We start from the raw sequence: 17,900 nt of genomic DNA on the forward strand, positions 1-17,900 counted from the left end.
GAAATCTCGCGCACTCAATTTGATGTTAGTGTCAGTTAAGTCAAAGTTGTTTCAATTGTGTCAGCACCTTGCCGTAGCTGCGCCCGACCGGAATTTTCGAGCCGTCGCTCAGCTTCAGGAGCCGACCCCCGCCGGCTCTGGGGAGGATCGTTGCCACATGGGCGCGGTTGACGGCGTGGCTCTTGTGGACGCGTTCGAATCGCGGGGGCAGCGTCTCGAGGAGTCGGGACAGGCTCATCGTCACCAGCAGGGTACGGCCATCGGCCAGGGCGACGTCGCAATAATCGTCAGCGGCGCGAATGGAGAGGATGTCGCCTTCGGGGACCCGATGGCTGTGAGTGCCATCCTTGAGATTCACGATTGGCTCGCCCTCCCGCTCGGCGCGCGCCAGCCGATGTGCGAGAGCGGCGGCGCGCTTCGCCTCGAAGTCTCGTTCGGCCCGAGCTCGGCGAAGGCTGTACACCTGCTCGACCACGAGGGCGACCAGCAGGGCGGCGAGAAGGATGAAATAGCCCTGATCGAGAAAGGCGGCGAGCATCGTCGAAACGAGGGTGGCAGTCGCAACAGCGGCGGCGAGGGCGACCCACGCGTCGCTTCGCCTCTTCCGGCGGAGCGCCTGAACAGCGCAGGTGGCAAGCGCGATGGCGGCGACAAGGAACGATCCGAGCGCCTTCAGGTCGAACCAGGGGACGAACAGCAGGGAGGCGAGTGCGGCTGCGCTGGTGGCAAGAAGGACCGGACGTTGCCATTCGGGCGCAAACCGACGAGCGGCATAGGCAGCGATCAGCACCGAGGTCAGTGCTGCCAGCAGGGCGATCGTCGAGACCCGGGCGAGGTGCCAGGGATAGGCATAGGCGATGAAGGCGCGGCTCACCTCGACCAGCAGCTGGGATAATGCCGTCCCGGCGATCAGCGCGAGCAGCAGCGCGCCGCAGTCTCGCCGGTCGCTCGCCGCTGCGGCGCCGAAATACAGCAAGGCGGCAAGCAGTGCCCCCAGCATCAGCAAGGCAGGCAGATAGTCCGTTGCGCGGGTGAGCGCGTCGCTTTCGTAAAAGGCGACGTCGAATATGTGGACCGGGCGGCGGACGGGTAGCCAGAGGTGATGAGCGGAGAGCCGCGCCGAAACGACGTTCGTGCCGGGGCGGACGAGGCGGTGCGGAACGATGAAGGTAGCGACGAATCGACCTGGAACCTCGCCGGCGCGCTCACTCGCCGGAACGCCGTTGCGGCCGATGAGGACGCCGTTCCAACGCACCTCCGAACTGGCCATCGCGATCATCCAGACCATCAGCGGCCTCTCGAGGGGCATTGCCTCGGGACGGACGGTGACGGTGCGGGTGAGCAGTGTTTCCGTCTGCGACAGCGGCAGCTCCGACAAGTCCGCATTGAGGCAAGGGGCCGATGCGCGGGGGCAGACCTGCGGCCGACCGGTACTGAACGGCGGTGCTGCCGCAACGAGCAACATCAGGCTGAGCAAGGCGATAATCGGCTTCACGCTGACTTCTATATGAAGAGGCGACAAGCCTGTCCCTGTCGTTCACCGAGGCGGGACGTCATTGACCGAGGCAGCGTGGATTTCGCACGGACGGCAAGCGAGCCGTGCTTTCACCCAAATGTTGGAGATGAAAGCATGTTACGTACCTTTCTGAGGCGCGCTGTGTTGAGTTTTCTGGCCTTGTCCGCTCCGGTAGCGCTGGCGGCCGCCGTTCCCGAACTGCGGCTCGAGCCATATCTTTTCAGGCTGGCGGACGGCAGTGATCTGCCGGCCGAACGCGGCACCTTCTCGGTACCGGAAGATCGCAACGATCCCAATTCCCGCCACATCGAGATCGGCTTTGTCCGATTCCGCTCGACCAATGCCAATCCGGGAGCTCCGATCGTCTATCTCGCCGGAGGACCGGGCGGCTCCGGCGTCGGCACGGCCAGAGGTGCTCGCCAACCGATCTTCCTTGCCCTGCGCGAAGTCGCCGATGTGATCGCGGTCGACCAGCGCGGCACGGGTCTTTCCAACTCCCTCCCACCCTGCGAGGCCGAACGGCCGCTGGACCAGACCGAGGTGCTTACCGAGCAGAGCCTGACCGCCTATCACCGAGCTGCGCTGGAACATTGTCTCTGGCAATGGCGAGCGGCCGGAGTTTCGGTGAACGGCTATACGACGGAGCAGAGCGCCGACGATCTGGAGGACCTGCGGCGGGCTCTCCGCGTTCGCAGGATCGACCTGTGGGGCATCTCCTACGGAACCCACCTTGCTTTTGCGGCGATGCGACGGCACCCGCAATCCATTGGCCGGGTCGCGCTCGCGTCGGCCGAGGGCATGGACCAGACTGTCAAGCTTCCGGCCCGTGTCGACGCCGCCCTTGCCCGAATCGACCAAGCCATAGGCGGCGGCCTTATCAACACGATGCGCCGGGTCCACGCGCGCTTCGACTCGGAACCGCAGACCTTCTCCGGCGCCACCCCGGACGGAACCCCTTTCAGCTTCCGGTCGGACTCCTTCATGTTGCGGCGGCTTGCGGGCTTCCTGCCCAAGAATCCCGAGGGCATTCCCGACCTCGTGCAGATCTATGCGGCGCTCGATGCCGGGCGGACGGAGGTTCTTGCACCCTTGTTGTACGACTTGCTGTACGCCCGACCCCACAGGATCGGAATGCCCGATCTGATGGATATCGCGTCCGGGGTTACTGATGCGCGGCTCGAGCTGGTAGAACGGCAGGCCGCCAATTCGCTGGTCGCCACCTCGACCAACTTCCCGATGCCCCAGCTCAATCGCCTGGTGCCGGGACTCGATCTCGGGGATGTATTTCGCGAGGAGATCCGGTCCGACCATCCGGTCCTCCTGCTCGCCGGGGACCTTGACGTGCGCACGCCGCTCGAGGAGCAGTCGGCGGCCACCGGCGGCTTGACCAACCTCCACCGGATACTGATTCGCAACGGCGGGCACGATCTTTTCGAGGCGCACCCCGAAGTGCCCGGCCTGCTGGTCACCTTCTTCTCGGGAAGGCCCGTGACCGTGGCGGAGCTCGGTCTGCCCACGCCGACCAGAAGGTAGGTTTTCGCCAGCCGCCTGTCCCTTGCCGGGACGGGCGGGACGGCGGCGGGCAGGGCGCTTGAAACCTTGTGGTAAATAGAATCTTAATGACGGGCATGAATCGCCTGTCACCCCTGATCGCGCGCCGTCTCGGTCCTGTTCCTTTGAACTCGCTGCGGGCCGGTTCGGCCTCCGCGCCGTTTCGCGCTTCCGCTTTGGCTGGGGCCAAGCCGGCGGCCTGGACGGAGGATCTCAGGCTGTTCGCCACCGGCTGGGTGGGGGGGCTGATCTTCTTCGGGACCCTGCTCGGCTAGGCGGGCGTTCAGACGGTCGGCGGGAGCACTTCGGCGTCGGCGCAGCGATTGTCGTCGCACGCCTTGTGAAGCTTCCAGGCAAGCCAGGCGGAAACCAGGCACATGGCGGCGGCGAGCAGGAGCTGATCCTCGACCGCGACTCCGGCGAACGACAGTCCGATGGCGATCAGCGAGCCGCCCACCATCGCCCCGGAATTGACGATATTGTTCGCCGCCACGGTCCGTGCCGCCTGCGACTTGGGGACGGTCGTGGTCAGGAAGGCATAGAGCGGGACGACGAACATCCCGCCCGAAATGGCGATCCCGAGCAGCGATCCGAGCAGCGGCCAGTTGCCCGGATGGTCCATGAAATCGGCAATGTCGTACAAGCTCCCGTCCGTCGTGCCCTGCCAGCTTGCGGAAACGAGGTGAAAGGCAACGACGAACAGGCCCATCACGATTACGGACGGCATGCTGTAGCGGGCCGAAACTTCGCCTTTCAGGAGCCGGTTGATGACGACCGATCCGATCGCGACCCCGATCGAGAAGATGGCCAGGAACAGGCTCGCGACCGCGCGGTCGGCCGTCAGCACGTTCTTCACCAGCGGCGGGAACTGGATGAACAGCACGGCACCGATCGTCCAGAAGAAGCTGATCGACAGGATCGCGAGGAACAGGCGCGGGATGTGCAACGTGGCATTGATCAGCCGAAACGACGATCGGAAGACGTTGAGATCGATCCTGTGTCCTTCTTCCAGCGCCGGTGCGGGCGGCACCTGGCGGCCGGACGCATAGCCGATCAAAGCGACCAGGATCACGCCGACGGCCGAAGCCTCGACCGGTATGACTCCTGCCAGCAGGGTTCCGCCGAGAATGGCGATATAGGTACCGGCTTCCACCAGCCCGGTGCCCCCAAGCACTTCGTCGTTCCTGAGATGCTGGGGCAGGATGGCATATTTGATTGGGCCGAAGAAGGTGGAATGGATGCCCATCGCGAACAAGGCGAGCAGCATCAGGGGAATGGCGATCGTGTGAACCGTCATGCCCAGCCAAGCCATGGCAAGCCCCGCCGCTCCGACCAGCATGATCAGGATCTCGCAGAGCTTGACGATGCGGATGATCTTCGCCTTGTCGCGAGCGTCCGCGAGCTGCCCCGAGAGCGCCGAAAGAAGGAAGAAGGGCAGGATGAACACGCCGGTTGCAACGGCGCTGAACCATGTCTCGGAACGCTCGTCGTTATAGACCTGGTAAACGACGAACAGCACCATCGCATTCTTGAACAGATTGTCGTTGAACGCGCCGAGAAGCTGGGTCGCGAACAGCGGCAGGAAGCGCCGTGTACCGAGCAAGTGCATGGAGTCGGTCATCGGCGCTGGCCTACCTTGATCTTCAGTTCGACTGGACCGGACGGAAATCGCGAACGAAGCGGTCGAGCAGTCGAACGCCGAAGCCGGCCATTCCTTCGGGGACGGTTGGATTGCGGTCGCTTCCGGAATCGACGCCGGCAATGTCGAGATGGGCCCAGGGCGTATTCTCGACGAAATAGCCGATGAAATGGGCGCCGAGCCCCGCGCCGGGGCTTCCGCCTTCGACCACATTCTTGATGTCGGCAATGTCCGAGCGCATGTCGCGGGCGTAATTGGGATGGAGCGGAAGGCGCCACAGCTCCTCGCCCGTGATCCGGCCGGCCGCGAGCAACTGGTCGGCCAGGGAGTCGCTGCGGCTGAACAACCCGGCATATTCGTCGCTGAGCGCGGTGGTGACCGCGCCGGTCAGGGTGGCGACGTCGACGATCGCTGCTGGCCGGAAGCGCCGTTCCGCCAGGGCCACCGCGTCGGCGAGCACAAGTCGTCCTTCGGCGTCGGTGTTGAGGATTTCGATGGTTCGGCCGTTGAACGCCCGAACCACGTCACCCGGCCGGGTGGCCGAGCCGCTCGGCATGTTTTCCGCCAGCGCCGCGATCGCGACGACGTTCACCGGTGCCTGCGAACGGGCCAGGCTCAGAACCGTCCCGACCACCGCCGCAGCGCCGGCCATGTCGCCTTTCATCGCCCACATGCCCCTGCCGGGCTTCAGCGAGATCCCGCCGGAATCGAAAGTGATGCCTTTTCCGGCCAGGACCACAGGCGCGCCTTCGGCGCCGCGGCCGCGATATTCGACGATCAGCATCCGCGGCGGGCGAACCGATCCTCGGCCGACCGCGAGGATCGCGCCCATGCCCGCTTGCTCCATCGCCGGCACATCGAGCGTCTCGATCCGGACATTGGCGATCCCGCGAAAGGCTTCGCGCGTGCGCTCGACGAAAGTTTCGGGATAAATGACGTTGGACGGCTCGGTTATCAGGTCACGGGTGAAGTGGACGGCGTCGGCGAGCGCCTGGCCCTGTCTTTGCCACTGCGCACGGGCGGCCTCGGCATCGTTGGTGACAATGGTGAGCGGAGCATCCTGACCGGGACGGCGCGGCTGATCGGGATTCTCGGACCGATAGCGATCGAAACTGTAGCCGCCGAGACGGGCACCGATGCCGATCTGGGCCGCCCCGTCGGGACCACGGCCGAGCCCGGTGGCGAGCAGGGCGACGGGGCCGCTTTCGCTCGCCGTCTGGCGTGCCGCCAAGCCGCCAATGTCCTGCAGCGCGACCGTTTCGCTGCCTTCTCCACTGGTGCCGATCACCAGGATCTGCGACCAGGGCCCGATCCCGCGCAGTTGCAACGTGTCGCGGGCGCGGTAGCGGAACTCGGCGGCGGCAAGCGCGCGCGCAACGGCGTCGCGCGACTCCGGGTCGAGCATGGCGCCGCGCCTGCTCAGCTCTTCGGCGCTCCCGAGCGGGAGGACGAGCGCGCCGCCGGTCGGCGCCTGCTGCGAAAACTGGACGGGGCGGGCTGCCTGAGCGATCCCGGACGCGGTCAAGGCGAGAAAGGCGAAAGCGGCAAGGCGGTGCATATCATCTCCTACGAGCCCGCCGCTTCATTGGCGGAGGCCGGCATGGGGCACAAGCCTATCGTCGACAGTTGAAGGCTTCGCGACTCGGAGACGCGCAGGGGGTCGCGCGCGGCTCTCCCAATCGTTCGAGATCCGGGTTAATGGCGCCTCTGGGATGCTGACCCTGCCGAACCTTCTCACGCTTTCGCGCATCCTTGCGGTGCCGCTTCTCGTCGTTCTGCTGTGGAGTCCGGGTCGGGTCGATTATGCGATCACCTTCGTCCTCTACTGCCTTGTCGGAATCACCGACTATTTCGATGGTTATCTCGCCCGAGCGCAGGGGACGGTCTCCCGCCTGGGGGTCTTCCTCGACCCCATTGCCGACAAGATCATGGTTGCGGCGGTGATCGTCATGCTGGTGGCGCGACCATCGCTCAACGGTCCGCCGATCATCGCCGACTGGCATCTCATTCCCGCTTTGGTCATCCTGCTTCGCGAAATCATCGTCTCCGGGCTTCGCGAGTTCCTCGCCGGACTTCAGATTTCGGTGCCGGTGAGCAAGCTCGCCAAATGGAAGACGACGTTCCAGCTGGTTTCGCTGGGGGCACTGATCCTCGCCGGGGCGACTCCTCAATGGGAGTGGGTGGAACTGGTCGGTCTGACGACGCTCTGGGCTGCCGCCGTGCTCACCCTCGTCACCGGCTGGGATTATCTTCGCGTCGGCGTGAAGCACATGGACTGAGCCGGAGCGTGTGATCGGATTTTCCGCTCTCACTGACGGAATCAACTTGTTTCAGTAAGCACAATTCCCGTCCTAGCTTCCTGAGGGCAAACTGATGGAGGCATGGAGATGGACGCTAAGACTGGCCAAATGGGTTGTCCGGTAGACCGACCGACAACGGTCCGATCGCTGCTCGGACGCACGAACCGCGACTGGTGGCCGGAGGCTCTCCCGCTGGAAGTGCTCAACCAGGGCGGAACCTCGCCCGATCCGATGGGCGAGGATTTCGACTATGCCGAAGCCTTCAACCAGCTCGACTATCAGGCGCTGAAGGATGATCTCAGGGCCTTGATGACCGACAGCCAGCCCTGGTGGCCGGCCGATTATGGGCATTACGGCCCGCTCTTCATCCGAATGGCCTGGCACGCCGCCGGAACCTATCGCACCGCCGACGGACGCGGCGGCGCCAATAGCGGTCAGCAGCGTTTCGCTCCGCTCAACTCGTGGCCGGACAATGGCAATCTCGACAAGGCGCGTCGACTGCTGTGGCCGATCAAGCGCAAATACGGCAAGAATATCAGCTGGGCCGACCTCTTCATCCTTGCCGGAAACGTCGCCATCGAATCGATGGGCGGCCCGATCTTCGGTTTCGGCGGCGGCCGCCAGGACGTTTTCGAACCCGAGCGCGACATCTACTGGGGCGCCGAGGAGAAGTGGGTCAACGAGGGCGCGGAAACGCGCATCCAGCCCGACCGGGAAAAGGAACTCGAACATCCGCTGGCGGCAATCCAGATGGGCCTCATCTACGTCAATCCGGAAGGTCCGGGGGGAGTCCCCGACCCGCTTCAGTCGGCGCGCGACATCAAGGTGACGTTCGAGCGCATGGCGATGAACCATGAGGAAACGGTGGCGCTGACCGCCGGCGGGCATACGTTCGGCAAGGCGCATGGAGCCGGCGATCCAAGCCTCGTCGATGTCGCTCCCGAAGCCGCCGACATCGCGCTCCAGGGCCTGGGCTGGGCGAGCGCTCATGAAAGCGGATTTGGCGAACACACGATCACCAGCGGGATCGAGGGGTCGTGGGTGAACACGCCGACCGAGTGGTCCGAAAACTATTTCCGGCTGCTTCTCGACTATGAATATGAACTGGTCAGGAGCCCGGCCGGAGCCCAGCAGTGGCAGCCGATCAACCAGAAGCCGGAGGATATGGCGCCGGCCGCGCACGACCCGTCGAAGCGGGTTCCGACGATGATGACCACGGCGGACATGGCGCTGAAGATGGATCCCGAATTCCGGGCGATCTCGGAGCGGTTCCGCAACGATCATGAAGCGTTCAAGGACGCCTTCGCCCGGGCCTGGTTCAAGCTCACCCATCGCGACATGGGGCCCAAGATTCGCTATCTCGGACCCGAAGTTCCGGAGGAGGATCTCATCTGGCAGGATCCGGTTCCGCCTGGCACGATGCCTTCGGATTCGGACGTCGCCGAGTTCAAGTCGAAGATCCTCGAGTCCGGTTTCACCGTCGGTCAGCTCGTCAAGGCTGCCTGGGCATCGGCTTCGACCTATCGCCGGTCCGATCATCGCGGCGGCGCCAATGGCGCCCGGATCCGGCTTGCACCGCAAAAGGACTGGGCGGTCAACGAACCCGAGGAGCTGGGCCGTATTCTGGCCCGGATCGAAGAGCTTCGCGGACCATTGTCGATGGCGGATGCAATCGTCCTGGCGGGTACCGCCGCGGTCGAAAAGGCTGCAAGGGACGCCGGCTTCGACGTCGCGGTTCCCTTCACTGGCGGGCGCGGCGACGCCACCCAGGAATGGACCGATGTCGACAGTTTCGCGGTGATGGAGCCGGCGGCCGACGGCTTCCGCAACTATCTCAAGAGCAAGCATTCGGTGAAGACGGAGGAGCTTCTGCTCGACAAGGCGTCGCTGCTCGGGCTCTCGGTTCCGGAGATGACGGTGCTCCTCGGCGGGCTTCGAGTCCTCGGCGCCAATCACGATGATCGGCCGCACGGCGTCTTCACCCATCGCAAGGGGCAGCTCACCAACGACTTCTTCGTCAACCTGCTCGACAACGACACTTTCTGGCAGGTGGTGGATGAAAGTGCCGACGAGGAGTTTATCGGCTATGACCGAGGCGGCGGTCAGGAAAAGTGGCTCGCGACCCGGACCGATCTGATCTTCGGTTCGAACAGCCAGCTTCGAGCCACGGCCGAGGTCTATGCCGAGGGGGGCAATGAGGAGAAGTTCGTCCGCGACTTCATCAAGGCCTGGACCAAGGTCATGAATGCCGACCGGTTCGACCTTCCCCAGAATACCAAACAGGAAGAGCCGATCGGAGTCGCCGAACCGGCCGTGGCGAAATAGCCGGTCGACTGGAACGGAGCTGTGGCCGGCCTAAGCCGGTTGCGGCTCCGGCCCGATCGCTTCCAGGTCGGGAATGAGATCGCTCAGGATTCGCCGGAGCGCGGCTGCAAGCAGCTGGAACTCGCGTTCGCGCGGGCTCGATCGGCGCCAGATCAGGGCGATCCGGCGAAAACCGTGGTTCGAACGAAGCGGCTTGGCATCGACGCCCGTCCCGTCGAGGATACCCGCCTCGATCGCCATGGACGGGATGAAGGTAATCCCCAACCCATTGTCCACCATCTGCACGAGCGTGTGCAGGGACGTTCCCATCATCGCCGCCTGGGCGCGAAGCTCCGGGCGGTTGCATGCCGAGAGCGCATGGTCCTTCAGACAATGGCCGTCCTCAAGCAAAAGCATCCGGTTCTCGTCGATCGAATCGACATCGACCATCTTCCCGCGCGGAGCCTCGCCGGCCGGAAAGGCGACGAACAGGCGGTCGTCGAACAAGGGCGCCGAATCCACTTCGCCGCAGGCATAGGGCAGAGCCAGCAGGACGCAGTCCAGCCGGCCGCGGTGGAGCGCCTCGCAGGCGGCCTGGCTCGTTTCCTCCCGAAGATAGAGCTTGAGGCTCGGCCACTCGCTTCGGAGCCGGGGAAGCATGGCCGGAAGGAGAAAGGGAGCGATGGTCGGGATCACGCCCATCCGAAGTTCGCCATGAAGCGGCTGCCCTTCCGCCCGGGCCATCTCCGCCAGTTCCTCAGCCTCGCGTAGCACCCGAACCGCCTTTTCGGCGATCTTTTCGCCAAGCGCGGTGAATCGCACCACTCGGCGGGTGCGCTCGACCAGGATCACGGCGAGCGAGGTTTCGAGGTCCCTGAGGCCCGCGGACAGCGTCGATTGAGTGACGAAGCAGGCATCCGCCGCCTTGCCGAAATGGCCGTGCTTGCGGAGCGCAACCAGATATTGAAGCTGCTTGATGGTCGGAAGATGGACGGTCATGGTGATCGATATTTCCAATCAATCCATTTGCTATAATGGACTTGAACGATCAACGCCAGCACCATAGATGCTGCAACGCCGCACGAAATTCACCGCAACGCAACATAGAGGAGAATCCGATGCTCACCGTTGGTGACAAGCTTCCCGAACTCACGCTTCCGGTTCAGCAGGGAACCGACGCCCTTCCGGCGGGCGAGACGATCGATCTCGCCGAGACGAACGGAAAGTGGAAGGTGCTCTTCTACTGGCCGAAAGACTTCACCTTTGTCTGCCCCACCGAAATCGTCGGCTATGGCGAGCTGAAGCAGGATTTCGAGGATCGTGACGCGGTTCTGATCGGCGCTTCGACCGATACTGCTCATGTCCACTTCGCCTGGCGCCGCTCGGACGAGCAGTTGGCGAATGCCGATTTCCCGTGGATCGCCGACAATGGCCGTCTGCTCGCCGATGCGCTCGGAATCGTCGACAAGAACGAGCATGTCGCGTTCCGCGCCACGTTCATCATCGATCCGGACAATGTGATCCAGCACGTCACGGTCAACGGCCTCAACGTCGGCCGCAACCCGCAGGAGACTCTTCGAGTCCTCGATGCTCTTCAGACCGACGAGCTTTGCCCGTGCAACTGGACCAAGGGTGAAGAGGTCCTGAAGCCTGCCGCTTAAGGGCGAAGCAGGGTCGTGCTTCGGCACGACGGCGGAAGGCCCCTCCGTCCGCACCTGCTTTCCCCCTGGCCCTTAAGCAGTCCCGAACCAGGCTGGGACCTCGGAAGGGGCGCGGCGCGTGAAGTTTGCCGCGCCCCTTTTCATTGGAGAAGGAGATCAAGAATGTCTCTCAAGGAATTCGCCGACACCCTGCCGGATTACGCCAAGGACCTTCGGCTCAACGTCGGTTCGCTGCTCAACGACCAGACTTTGGGCAACGAGCGCAAATATGGGCTGATCCTCGCCTGCGCTCATGGCTCCGGCTACCGTCCGCTCGTCGCGGCTGCGGAAGCGGAAGTCGCGGACAAGCTCGACGAGGCCTATGCCAATGCCGCCCGGGCGGCTGCGGCGGTCATGGCGATGAACAATGTCTATTACCGGTTCGTCCACCTGGCATCCAACCCGGTCTATGGTACGCTTCCCGCCAAGCTTCGAATGAACGTGATCGGCACGCCCGGAATCGACAAGGCCGATTTCGAGCTGTTCAGCCTTGCGGTGAGCGCGATGAACGGTTGCGGCATGTGCATCGACAGCCACGAACGCGTCCTGACCCAGCATGGCGTCAAATCCGAAGTGATCCAGTCCGCCGCCCGCATCGGCGCGGTGATGAAGGCGGTCGCAACCGTCCACGCCACCCTCTGAACGTGCCGGGCCGGCCTGCACCTAGGTGCGGCCGGCCCGATCGAACCTGGCTGAAGGGCGCCAAGGAATGGAGCGAAGCTTCTGTTCCGCCGATCAAGACGGGTGATCGGTCGGTCGTCGTTCAGGATCGAGGGGTTCGAAGGTGGCAGCTCCAAACCGTTTCAGTCGCGGCGAACAATTGCCAGGAGAGGAGCTTTGAACGCGATCCGCTAGGGGATGGATCGCGCTCTTCGCTCCTCTCCTGATTTCCTCTCCCTCAGAACCGGATCTTGGCGCCGAGGCTGAAGGTTCGACCGAGATCGTAGCTGTTGATGTCGATCCGGTTGCCGTCGACGCTCTGATACTCCTCATAGTCCTGGCCGGTGAGGTTGCGCGCCTCGAAGCTGAACTCGACCGCCTTGCCAAGAAGTCGGGCTTCCTGCCGAAGCACGAAGTCGAGCCTCAAGCCCGGCCGCTCGATGAAGTCGGGCTGACGAAGCTCGCCCTGGATGGGGCCGCGGTTGGTTACACGCTCGCTCGCATAGGTGAGCAGAAGCGTGGCCTGGGAAAGGCTGTCCGTATCCTCGATCCCGAGCTGCAGGTTGACGAGATGGTCGGACTGGCCGGTGAGCGGAGCGCCGTCCTGGAACAGCAGGTTGGCCGCGATCGGCTGCAGATCCGGACCGATGATGATCGAGTCGTCGGATCTGATCTCCGACTGGGTGTAGGTGTAGTTGGCGATCACCAAGAGGCGGCGCGTGGCGAAGAAATTCCCACCAAGACCCTCAAGCGGCAGGTAATATTGGAGTTCCGCCTCCAGGCCGTAAAGTTCCGCCCCAGGCGCATTGGCAAAGCCCGCCCGAAGCTGGTTCTGGCCGCTGGCGAAGAAGGCCGCGGTTTCGATCGGATTCTCGATATCCTTGTAGAAACCGGCCAGGCTGAACCGCTGGTTCGGCGCGAAATACCATTCCCAGCGTGCCTCGGCATTGATCAGCTCGCTGTCGACCAGGAACGGATTGCCGGTGAACTCGCGATCGGATTCGAAGTCCTGATAGACCTGCGGCGCAAGCTCGCGGAACTGCGGGCGAGCGATCGTCTTCGATCCGTGCAGCCGGAGCTGCATGTCCGGAAGGAAGGACCAGGTCAGGGTCGCGGCCGGGAGCCAATACTGGTTTTCGAGGTTGGTCGGAGTCAGCGAGGTCCCGATCGGCAATACCGTCTGGTCGCCATCCTCGAAGCGGACTCCGAACTGGGCCCGGAGCCCGTCGATCGGCTCCACCTCCGCCTGGACATAGCCGGCATGCACCCTGAGATCCGCTTCATAGGAAGCGGCGCCCTCGACGCCGGAAATATCGCGCAGCTGGATATCGTAGAAGTTGATGTTGAAGTCGGAAAGCAGGAAATCCGGCCGCTGTTGCGCCACCTCGATCGGCAGAGCGCCGTCGGGCCGGAAATATTGGAACTGGAAGCGGTCCGATCGGCGCTGCGTATCGGTGTAGCCGTAGCCGGCGGAAACCGTCGCCGGGATCGCCGTCGGAAGCCGGTAGGCGAAATCCAGGCTTGCACCGTACACGTCCTCGTTCAGGTCGCTGAAGGAGATCGTCGCGCCCTGTCCAGAGGAAGTCAGGTCGTTGACATAATCGTCGACGTCGCCCGGCCCCTGGGTGCTCGGATCGTTGTCGCCCGCATAGCGATAGTTGATGCTTCGCTCATAGGGGGACTCGCGCTGGGTGTTGGCATAGCTGCCGCGCACGTCCAGGCTGAGGTCGCCGAACTCGAACTCGCCCACCAGCTGGGTGTTGATCAGCTGACGCTCGAACCAGTAGGTATTCTGTTCGAGCAGCGAGGGCGGCAGGTCCGGATCCTGGTCGTTGACGTTGCGGTTGAAACCGGCGGCGAGGCGCGCCTGCTTCAGAGTGTCGCGGATATAGAGGTTGGTCCAGCGGATCCGGTGCTCGGCAATGTCGAGCCCGAGCCCGAACAGACCGTTGACGATGATCCGGTTGTCGGTGGTGACCGCGTTGAACGAGGTCTGCGGAGTTCCCGCCAGCGACGGATCGGTCGACGTCTGCTGAAGCGCATCGCGGGTGCGCCAGGTATTGCTGTAGCCGGCCGAGGCCAGGACGCCGAGACGGGCGCTGCCGATGTCGAACGAAGTTCCGCCACTGATCTCGCCCGAGAAATTGGCGGGTGTGTCCTTCATCCGCTGGAGAAGCGTCGTTTCGGCATTGACGAGGCTCGTCGCGAAGTCGCGACGCTGCTGCGGTGTCGTACTGTTGAACGTCCCTTCCCGCATCACCTGGCGCAGGGCGGCGGGAAAATCTCGAGTTCCGTCGTCGAAGCCGAGCGGATCGAGATCGCTCCCGAAATAGCTATAGCCAATCTGGGCCGTCGTCTCGGTATCAGCGGTAACGCTTCCGCCAATCTCGAGAAAGGTGTCGCGCGGCACCGCGGGAGTGGTGAGGTTGATGACTCCGCCGCCGAACTCGCCGGGATAATTCACCGAATAGCTCTTCTGGACGAGCGCGCTGGCGATGACACTGGTCGGAAAGATGTCGAGCGGGACGACCCGGCGCAGCGGTTCGGGACTCGGCAGAGGCGAGCCGTTCAGCAGAGCAAGGCTGTAGCGGTCGCCGAGGCCGCGAACGAAGACGAAGCCGTTGCCGACCACCGAAAGGCCGGTGACGCGCTCGAGCGCGCTGGCGATGTCGCCTTCGCCGGTTCGGGCGATATCCTCGCTCGACAGGACCGACAGGACCTGCGGCGTGGAGCGCACAACGTTGCGCGTCCGCGATCCGGTGACGACGATATCCGGCCCCTGCTGGAGATTGGCTCCGGGTACCGAAATTTCGATGTCTGACGGATCGCCGCCGGCTTGGTCCGCTTGCGCGAATTCTTCTTCGGCCGGCGGGGGATTGTCCTGCGGCGCAGCGGTCGGCGTCTGGGCGAGCGCGGCCGGCGCGACCAGGGCAGTCGAGAGGAGCAGGCCTCCCAACAGGATCGATCTATTCATGAGGTTTCCCCCCTTATGGTAGCAAGAGGGGCGGCGACCATGGCCGCCGCCCCATTCTCACACAGTGGCGGCGATCAGGTGGTCGGAAGGGCGGTGCAGTTTCCGCTGCTTGCGCCGAACGACACGTAGCTCGAATTGCAGGCCCAGCCGGCGAACCAGGTGTCGCTGGCGTCCCGGACCGCACCGATATAGGTGACGGCCTGGAGCCGGTTCGGCGCCGACGCATTCGGCTGCCCGGTCCCGGCGAACTGGTCGGCATTGAACGGCGTCGGATCGGTGGCAGCCACCGTCGTCTCGTTCGCTCCGTTGACGTAGACGTTGGTCAGCGTCGACGTGTGCGTAGACGAATTGTTGTTGCTGCCGCTGCCGAAGATCGCCGCCACCGTGTCTGTGGTGACATTGTTGTCGTTGCGGAAGGCGGTCGGGCAGGCGAGCCGCACCGAGCGGAACTGCGGCGCACCGAGGTCCTGAACCGAAGCGTCGGCGGCGCGGGTGGTCGTGCCACCGGTCTCGTCGATGTCGAGGCAGGCCGCGGGGCTGACGACGATGCTGTTGAGCAGCGCGTAATCGGCACCGCCGCGGATCAGCATGGCGTTGCCGCCCGAGCCGACGCGGGTCTGGACCGCGGTCATGTTCGAGATCCGGGTATATTGACGCGGCAGCGCATCTTCATTGCCGCCGGAATCGGCTTCGATGATCGAGTCGCCGTCGCCGGTCGGCTTCTGTACCGCAATCACGAACTGCATGGTGCCGCGATAGCCGAGGTCGGTGTCGAGGCTGTCGTCGTCCGCGCCGCTGACGATCAGATATTTGAGGTTCGCGCGGCCACCGAAAATCTCGATTCCGTCGTCCGAGCTGTTGTGGATCTGGATGTGATCCAAAGTGGTCAGCTGGCCGACACCGCCAAGGGTAAGCCCCTGAAGCTCGTTGCCGGCCGAAATGGCAAAGCCGGAATAGCGGATCTGAACATATTGCATGGTGCCGCTATTGTCGTTGGGCGAAGAGCCGCCGTAGAGCGAGCCGGTCGTTCCTTCGATCACCTGCTGGCACCCTGCGGACCCGCCCGGGACCGAGGCGTTGCAGTCGCTGATCGGAGCGCGGCCAAGCAGGATCACGCCCCCCCAGAGGCCCTGGCTGCTATCGGTCACCGTGCCCTCGATATTGGCTCGAGCGGTGAAGATGATCGGGTTGGACGCGTTGCCGACGGCGTTGATCCGCGAACCCCGATTGACGACCAGATAGTCGTTGCCGGCCGACCCGAACAGAACGGTTCCGGCCTGGATGGTGAGCGTCACCGGCTGGCAGCCCGCAAGCGGCGCCGCGGTATCGCCACCGCAATCGGTGCCGACATTGACCGGTCCGGAGATGGAATAGGCGACGCCCGGCAGGTTCTGGATGGTCGTGTCCTGGGTGAAGCGAGTCGGAAGCTCGCACGACCGCTTGTTGGCGATCACGCCCCGGTCGACGGTGCCCGACGGGCAGCTTGCGGCGGGACCGCCTGCGGCCGGCGGCGGCGGCGGCGGCGGCGGCGGGGCGGGCGGGTTGACGACGACGAGGCCGCCTTCGCCGGGCGACGCGACGTCATTCGGTCCGCAGGCGACGGCAAGCGGAATCACGGTGGTGAGCAGGAACAACGTGCGAAGCTTCGACATGGCGGAATTCCCCTTTTGTAGTTCGGCAGGGCGATTCGCCGGGTGGCGCTGCCCTTGCCGCGCCGAGCTAGGCCGGCTTCATGATAATTATGTTACAAGTTGAACAAGTAACGAAGTGCAACAAGTCCTACACTGTACCGAAATAATAAAGTCGCGAAGGCGTAACATTATTGTAACCGGACTATCTTGCGCTCGTTATGGTCATCCGGCGACCATTGCGTTCAATCTCGAACTCCATGCGGTCGGAATTATCCATTTGCCAGGCAAGCTCCATCATCCGCTCCTCGTCGAACGTGCTTCCATTCACTCGAAGAATGAGGTCGCCTGGGCGCAGTCCGATTTGCTCGAGTTTGGGGAGGCGGGCGCCGGGCCGAATGGTGAAACTCGTAACCCGCCCGTCCACCTGGCGCGGTTCGAGGCCAACCCGATAGCGCAGCGTTTCTTCGCGCCAGCGGGCTTCGGGCCGCGCCTGGTCCGGAGTTTCCCGGCTTGGCTCCGGTGATCGCGGTTGGGCCACGCCGTCGAACCCCAGTCTCACCTCGCCGCCGGCCGACTCGAGGACGACGTGGCGAAGCTCGATCCTGGCGACGCTCAATCCGGGCAGGACTTCCCTCCCGACCTGAACGAAGCGTTGGCTGCCGTCGGCAAGCCCGATGATCGCTCCCCGCCCGAGCAGACCGAACAGCCGAAGTCCCTCGGTGGAGGGAATGGCTGCCGGAGCACTAGGCTGGGCCTGCGGAAGAGACGAAGCAGATGGGGCCGAGGCCTGACGCTGCTGGGGCGGGACGAGTTCGATCGCCGGAACGGGCTCCGATGTCCGTGGCGCGAGCAGGTATATGAGCAGAAGCCCGGCGGGCACGCTCGCCGCCGTCCACAAACGCCGGTCGCGAAACTCAAGCCGCGTCATCGTCAAGTGCATATCCGGCCGATCGGACCGTCCGGATCAGTTCCGGATGGCCTGGTGTGTTGATCGCCTGGCGCAGCCGGCGAATGTGGACATCGACCGTTCTGAGTTCGAGATCCTTCTCGCGCCCCCAGACTGCGTCGAGCAGGCGCTCGCGCGAGAAAACTCGCCGGGGATGTTCGAGGAAGTGGCGAAGCAACCGGAACTCGGTCGGGCCGAGGGCGATCGTCTTCCCGGAGCGCCGAACCTTGTAGGCGGTGAGGTCCATGACGAGGTCGGCGAAGCTCAGCTGCTCGCCGGCAAGCGCCGGCCTCATCCGGCGAAGCACCGCGCCGACCCGGGCGATCAGCTCACGCGGCGAAAAGGGTTTGGTGACATAATCGTCGGCGCCGGTCTCGAGGCCGCGAATCCTGTCCGCTTCATCGCCGCGTCCGGTCAGCATGATGATCGGCACGTTGGAGGTACCCGGGCAGCGGCGAAGCCGCCGGCAGACTTCGATCCCGGAAAGCCCTTCGATCATCCAATCGAGCAGGACGACATCCGGCGGCGATTCCTTGGCGAGCAGCAACGCCTCCTCGCCGTCGGGCGTGTGGGCGACTTCGAACGCTTCCCGCTCGAAATGCCAGGTCAGCAGCTCGGTGAGGCTCGGATCGTCCTCGACGAGAAGCAGCCGGCCCTTCACGCGCGGCTGCCTTCTGCG

Annotated in this window: 14 protein-coding genes; 6 read left to right on the top strand and 8 right to left on the bottom strand. The window is 64.2% G+C overall.

Features of this window, described 5'->3' with window-relative positions; genetic code table 11:
- Positions 1-40: 40 nt before the first annotated feature.
- Entirely contained in the window at positions 41-1,495 is a 1,455-nt protein-coding gene (locus tag ACRYLT_RS10925; RefSeq protein ID WP_482664123.1) for a LytTR family DNA-binding domain-containing protein, read from the bottom strand.
- A gap of 135 nt (positions 1,496-1,630) precedes the next feature.
- Between ACRYLT_RS10925 and ACRYLT_RS10930 the strand changes: the two genes are divergently transcribed.
- Complete coding sequence (locus ACRYLT_RS10930; protein WP_482664124.1) at positions 1,631-3,049, top strand: alpha/beta hydrolase; 1,419 nt, start codon at positions 1,631-1,633, stop codon at positions 3,047-3,049.
- Between the two features lie 86 nt (positions 3,050-3,135).
- Complete coding sequence (locus ACRYLT_RS10935) at positions 3,136-3,342, top strand: hypothetical protein (RefSeq protein ID WP_482664125.1); 207 nt, start codon at positions 3,136-3,138, stop codon at positions 3,340-3,342.
- An 8-nt stretch (positions 3,343-3,350) separates the two neighbouring features.
- On the opposite strand, the gene ACRYLT_RS10940 is transcribed toward ACRYLT_RS10935, so the two are convergent.
- On the bottom strand, positions 3,351-4,688 hold the full coding sequence (locus ACRYLT_RS10940) for an MFS transporter (protein ID WP_482664126.1): 1,338 nt from the start codon (positions 4,686-4,688) through the stop codon (positions 3,351-3,353).
- Between the two features lie 22 nt (positions 4,689-4,710).
- A complete protein-coding gene (locus tag ACRYLT_RS10945; RefSeq protein ID WP_482664127.1) occupies positions 4,711-6,264 on the bottom strand; it encodes a leucyl aminopeptidase in 1,554 nt (517 codons plus the stop codon).
- A gap of 154 nt (positions 6,265-6,418) precedes the next feature.
- Between ACRYLT_RS10945 and pgsA the strand changes: the two genes are divergently transcribed.
- Both pgsA and katG read left to right on the top strand, forming a co-directional pair.
- A complete protein-coding gene (gene pgsA, locus ACRYLT_RS10950) occupies positions 6,419-6,985 on the top strand; it encodes a CDP-diacylglycerol--glycerol-3-phosphate 3-phosphatidyltransferase (protein WP_482664128.1) in 567 nt (188 codons plus the stop codon).
- Between the two features lie 108 nt (positions 6,986-7,093).
- Positions 7,094-9,331, top strand: coding sequence for a catalase/peroxidase HPI (gene katG, locus ACRYLT_RS10955; RefSeq protein WP_482664129.1), 2,238 nt, complete (start codon positions 7,094-7,096; stop codon positions 9,329-9,331).
- 30 nt (positions 9,332-9,361) lie between these two features.
- On the opposite strand, the gene ACRYLT_RS10960 is transcribed toward katG, so the two are convergent.
- The gene (locus ACRYLT_RS10960; protein WP_482664130.1) at positions 9,362-10,309 is read right to left on the bottom strand and encodes a LysR substrate-binding domain-containing protein; all 948 of its coding nucleotides are present in this window, start codon (positions 10,307-10,309) and stop codon (positions 9,362-9,364) included.
- Between the two features lie 119 nt (positions 10,310-10,428).
- Between ACRYLT_RS10960 and ACRYLT_RS10965 the strand changes: the two genes are divergently transcribed.
- Positions 10,429-10,971, top strand: a complete 543-nt coding sequence (locus ACRYLT_RS10965; protein ID WP_482664131.1) for a peroxiredoxin — start codon at positions 10,429-10,431, stop codon at positions 10,969-10,971.
- A gap of 162 nt (positions 10,972-11,133) precedes the next feature.
- Positions 11,134-11,652 carry an alkylhydroperoxidase, AhpD family gene (ahpD, locus tag ACRYLT_RS10970; RefSeq protein ID WP_482664132.1) on the top strand — a complete coding sequence of 173 codons (519 nt, stop codon included), beginning with the start codon at positions 11,134-11,136 and terminating at the stop codon, positions 11,650-11,652.
- A gap of 256 nt (positions 11,653-11,908) precedes the next feature.
- On the opposite strand, the gene ACRYLT_RS10975 is transcribed toward ahpD, so the two are convergent.
- From ACRYLT_RS10975 to phoB, 4 genes are all read right to left on the bottom strand, one after another.
- Positions 11,909-14,644 carry a TonB-dependent receptor domain-containing protein gene (locus ACRYLT_RS10975; protein ID WP_482664133.1) on the bottom strand — a complete coding sequence of 912 codons (2,736 nt, stop codon included), beginning with the start codon at positions 14,642-14,644 and terminating at the stop codon, positions 11,909-11,911.
- Between the two features lie 74 nt (positions 14,645-14,718).
- Entirely contained in the window at positions 14,719-16,296 is a 1,578-nt protein-coding gene (locus ACRYLT_RS10980) for a hypothetical protein (RefSeq protein ID WP_482664134.1), read from the bottom strand.
- 181 nt (positions 16,297-16,477) lie between these two features.
- Positions 16,478-17,203 (bottom strand): hypothetical protein, encoded by a 726-nt coding sequence (locus ACRYLT_RS10985; protein WP_482664135.1) that lies wholly within the window; start codon positions 17,201-17,203, stop codon positions 16,478-16,480.
- Complete coding sequence (gene phoB / locus ACRYLT_RS10990) at positions 17,190-17,882, bottom strand: phosphate regulon transcriptional regulator PhoB (RefSeq protein ID WP_482664136.1); 693 nt, start codon at positions 17,880-17,882, stop codon at positions 17,190-17,192. The genes ACRYLT_RS10985 and phoB overlap by 14 nt, the downstream gene beginning before the upstream one ends.
- Between the last annotated feature and the right edge of the window lie 18 nt (positions 17,883-17,900).

This window comes from Sphingosinicella sp. SM1-17, assembly GCF_056821765.1.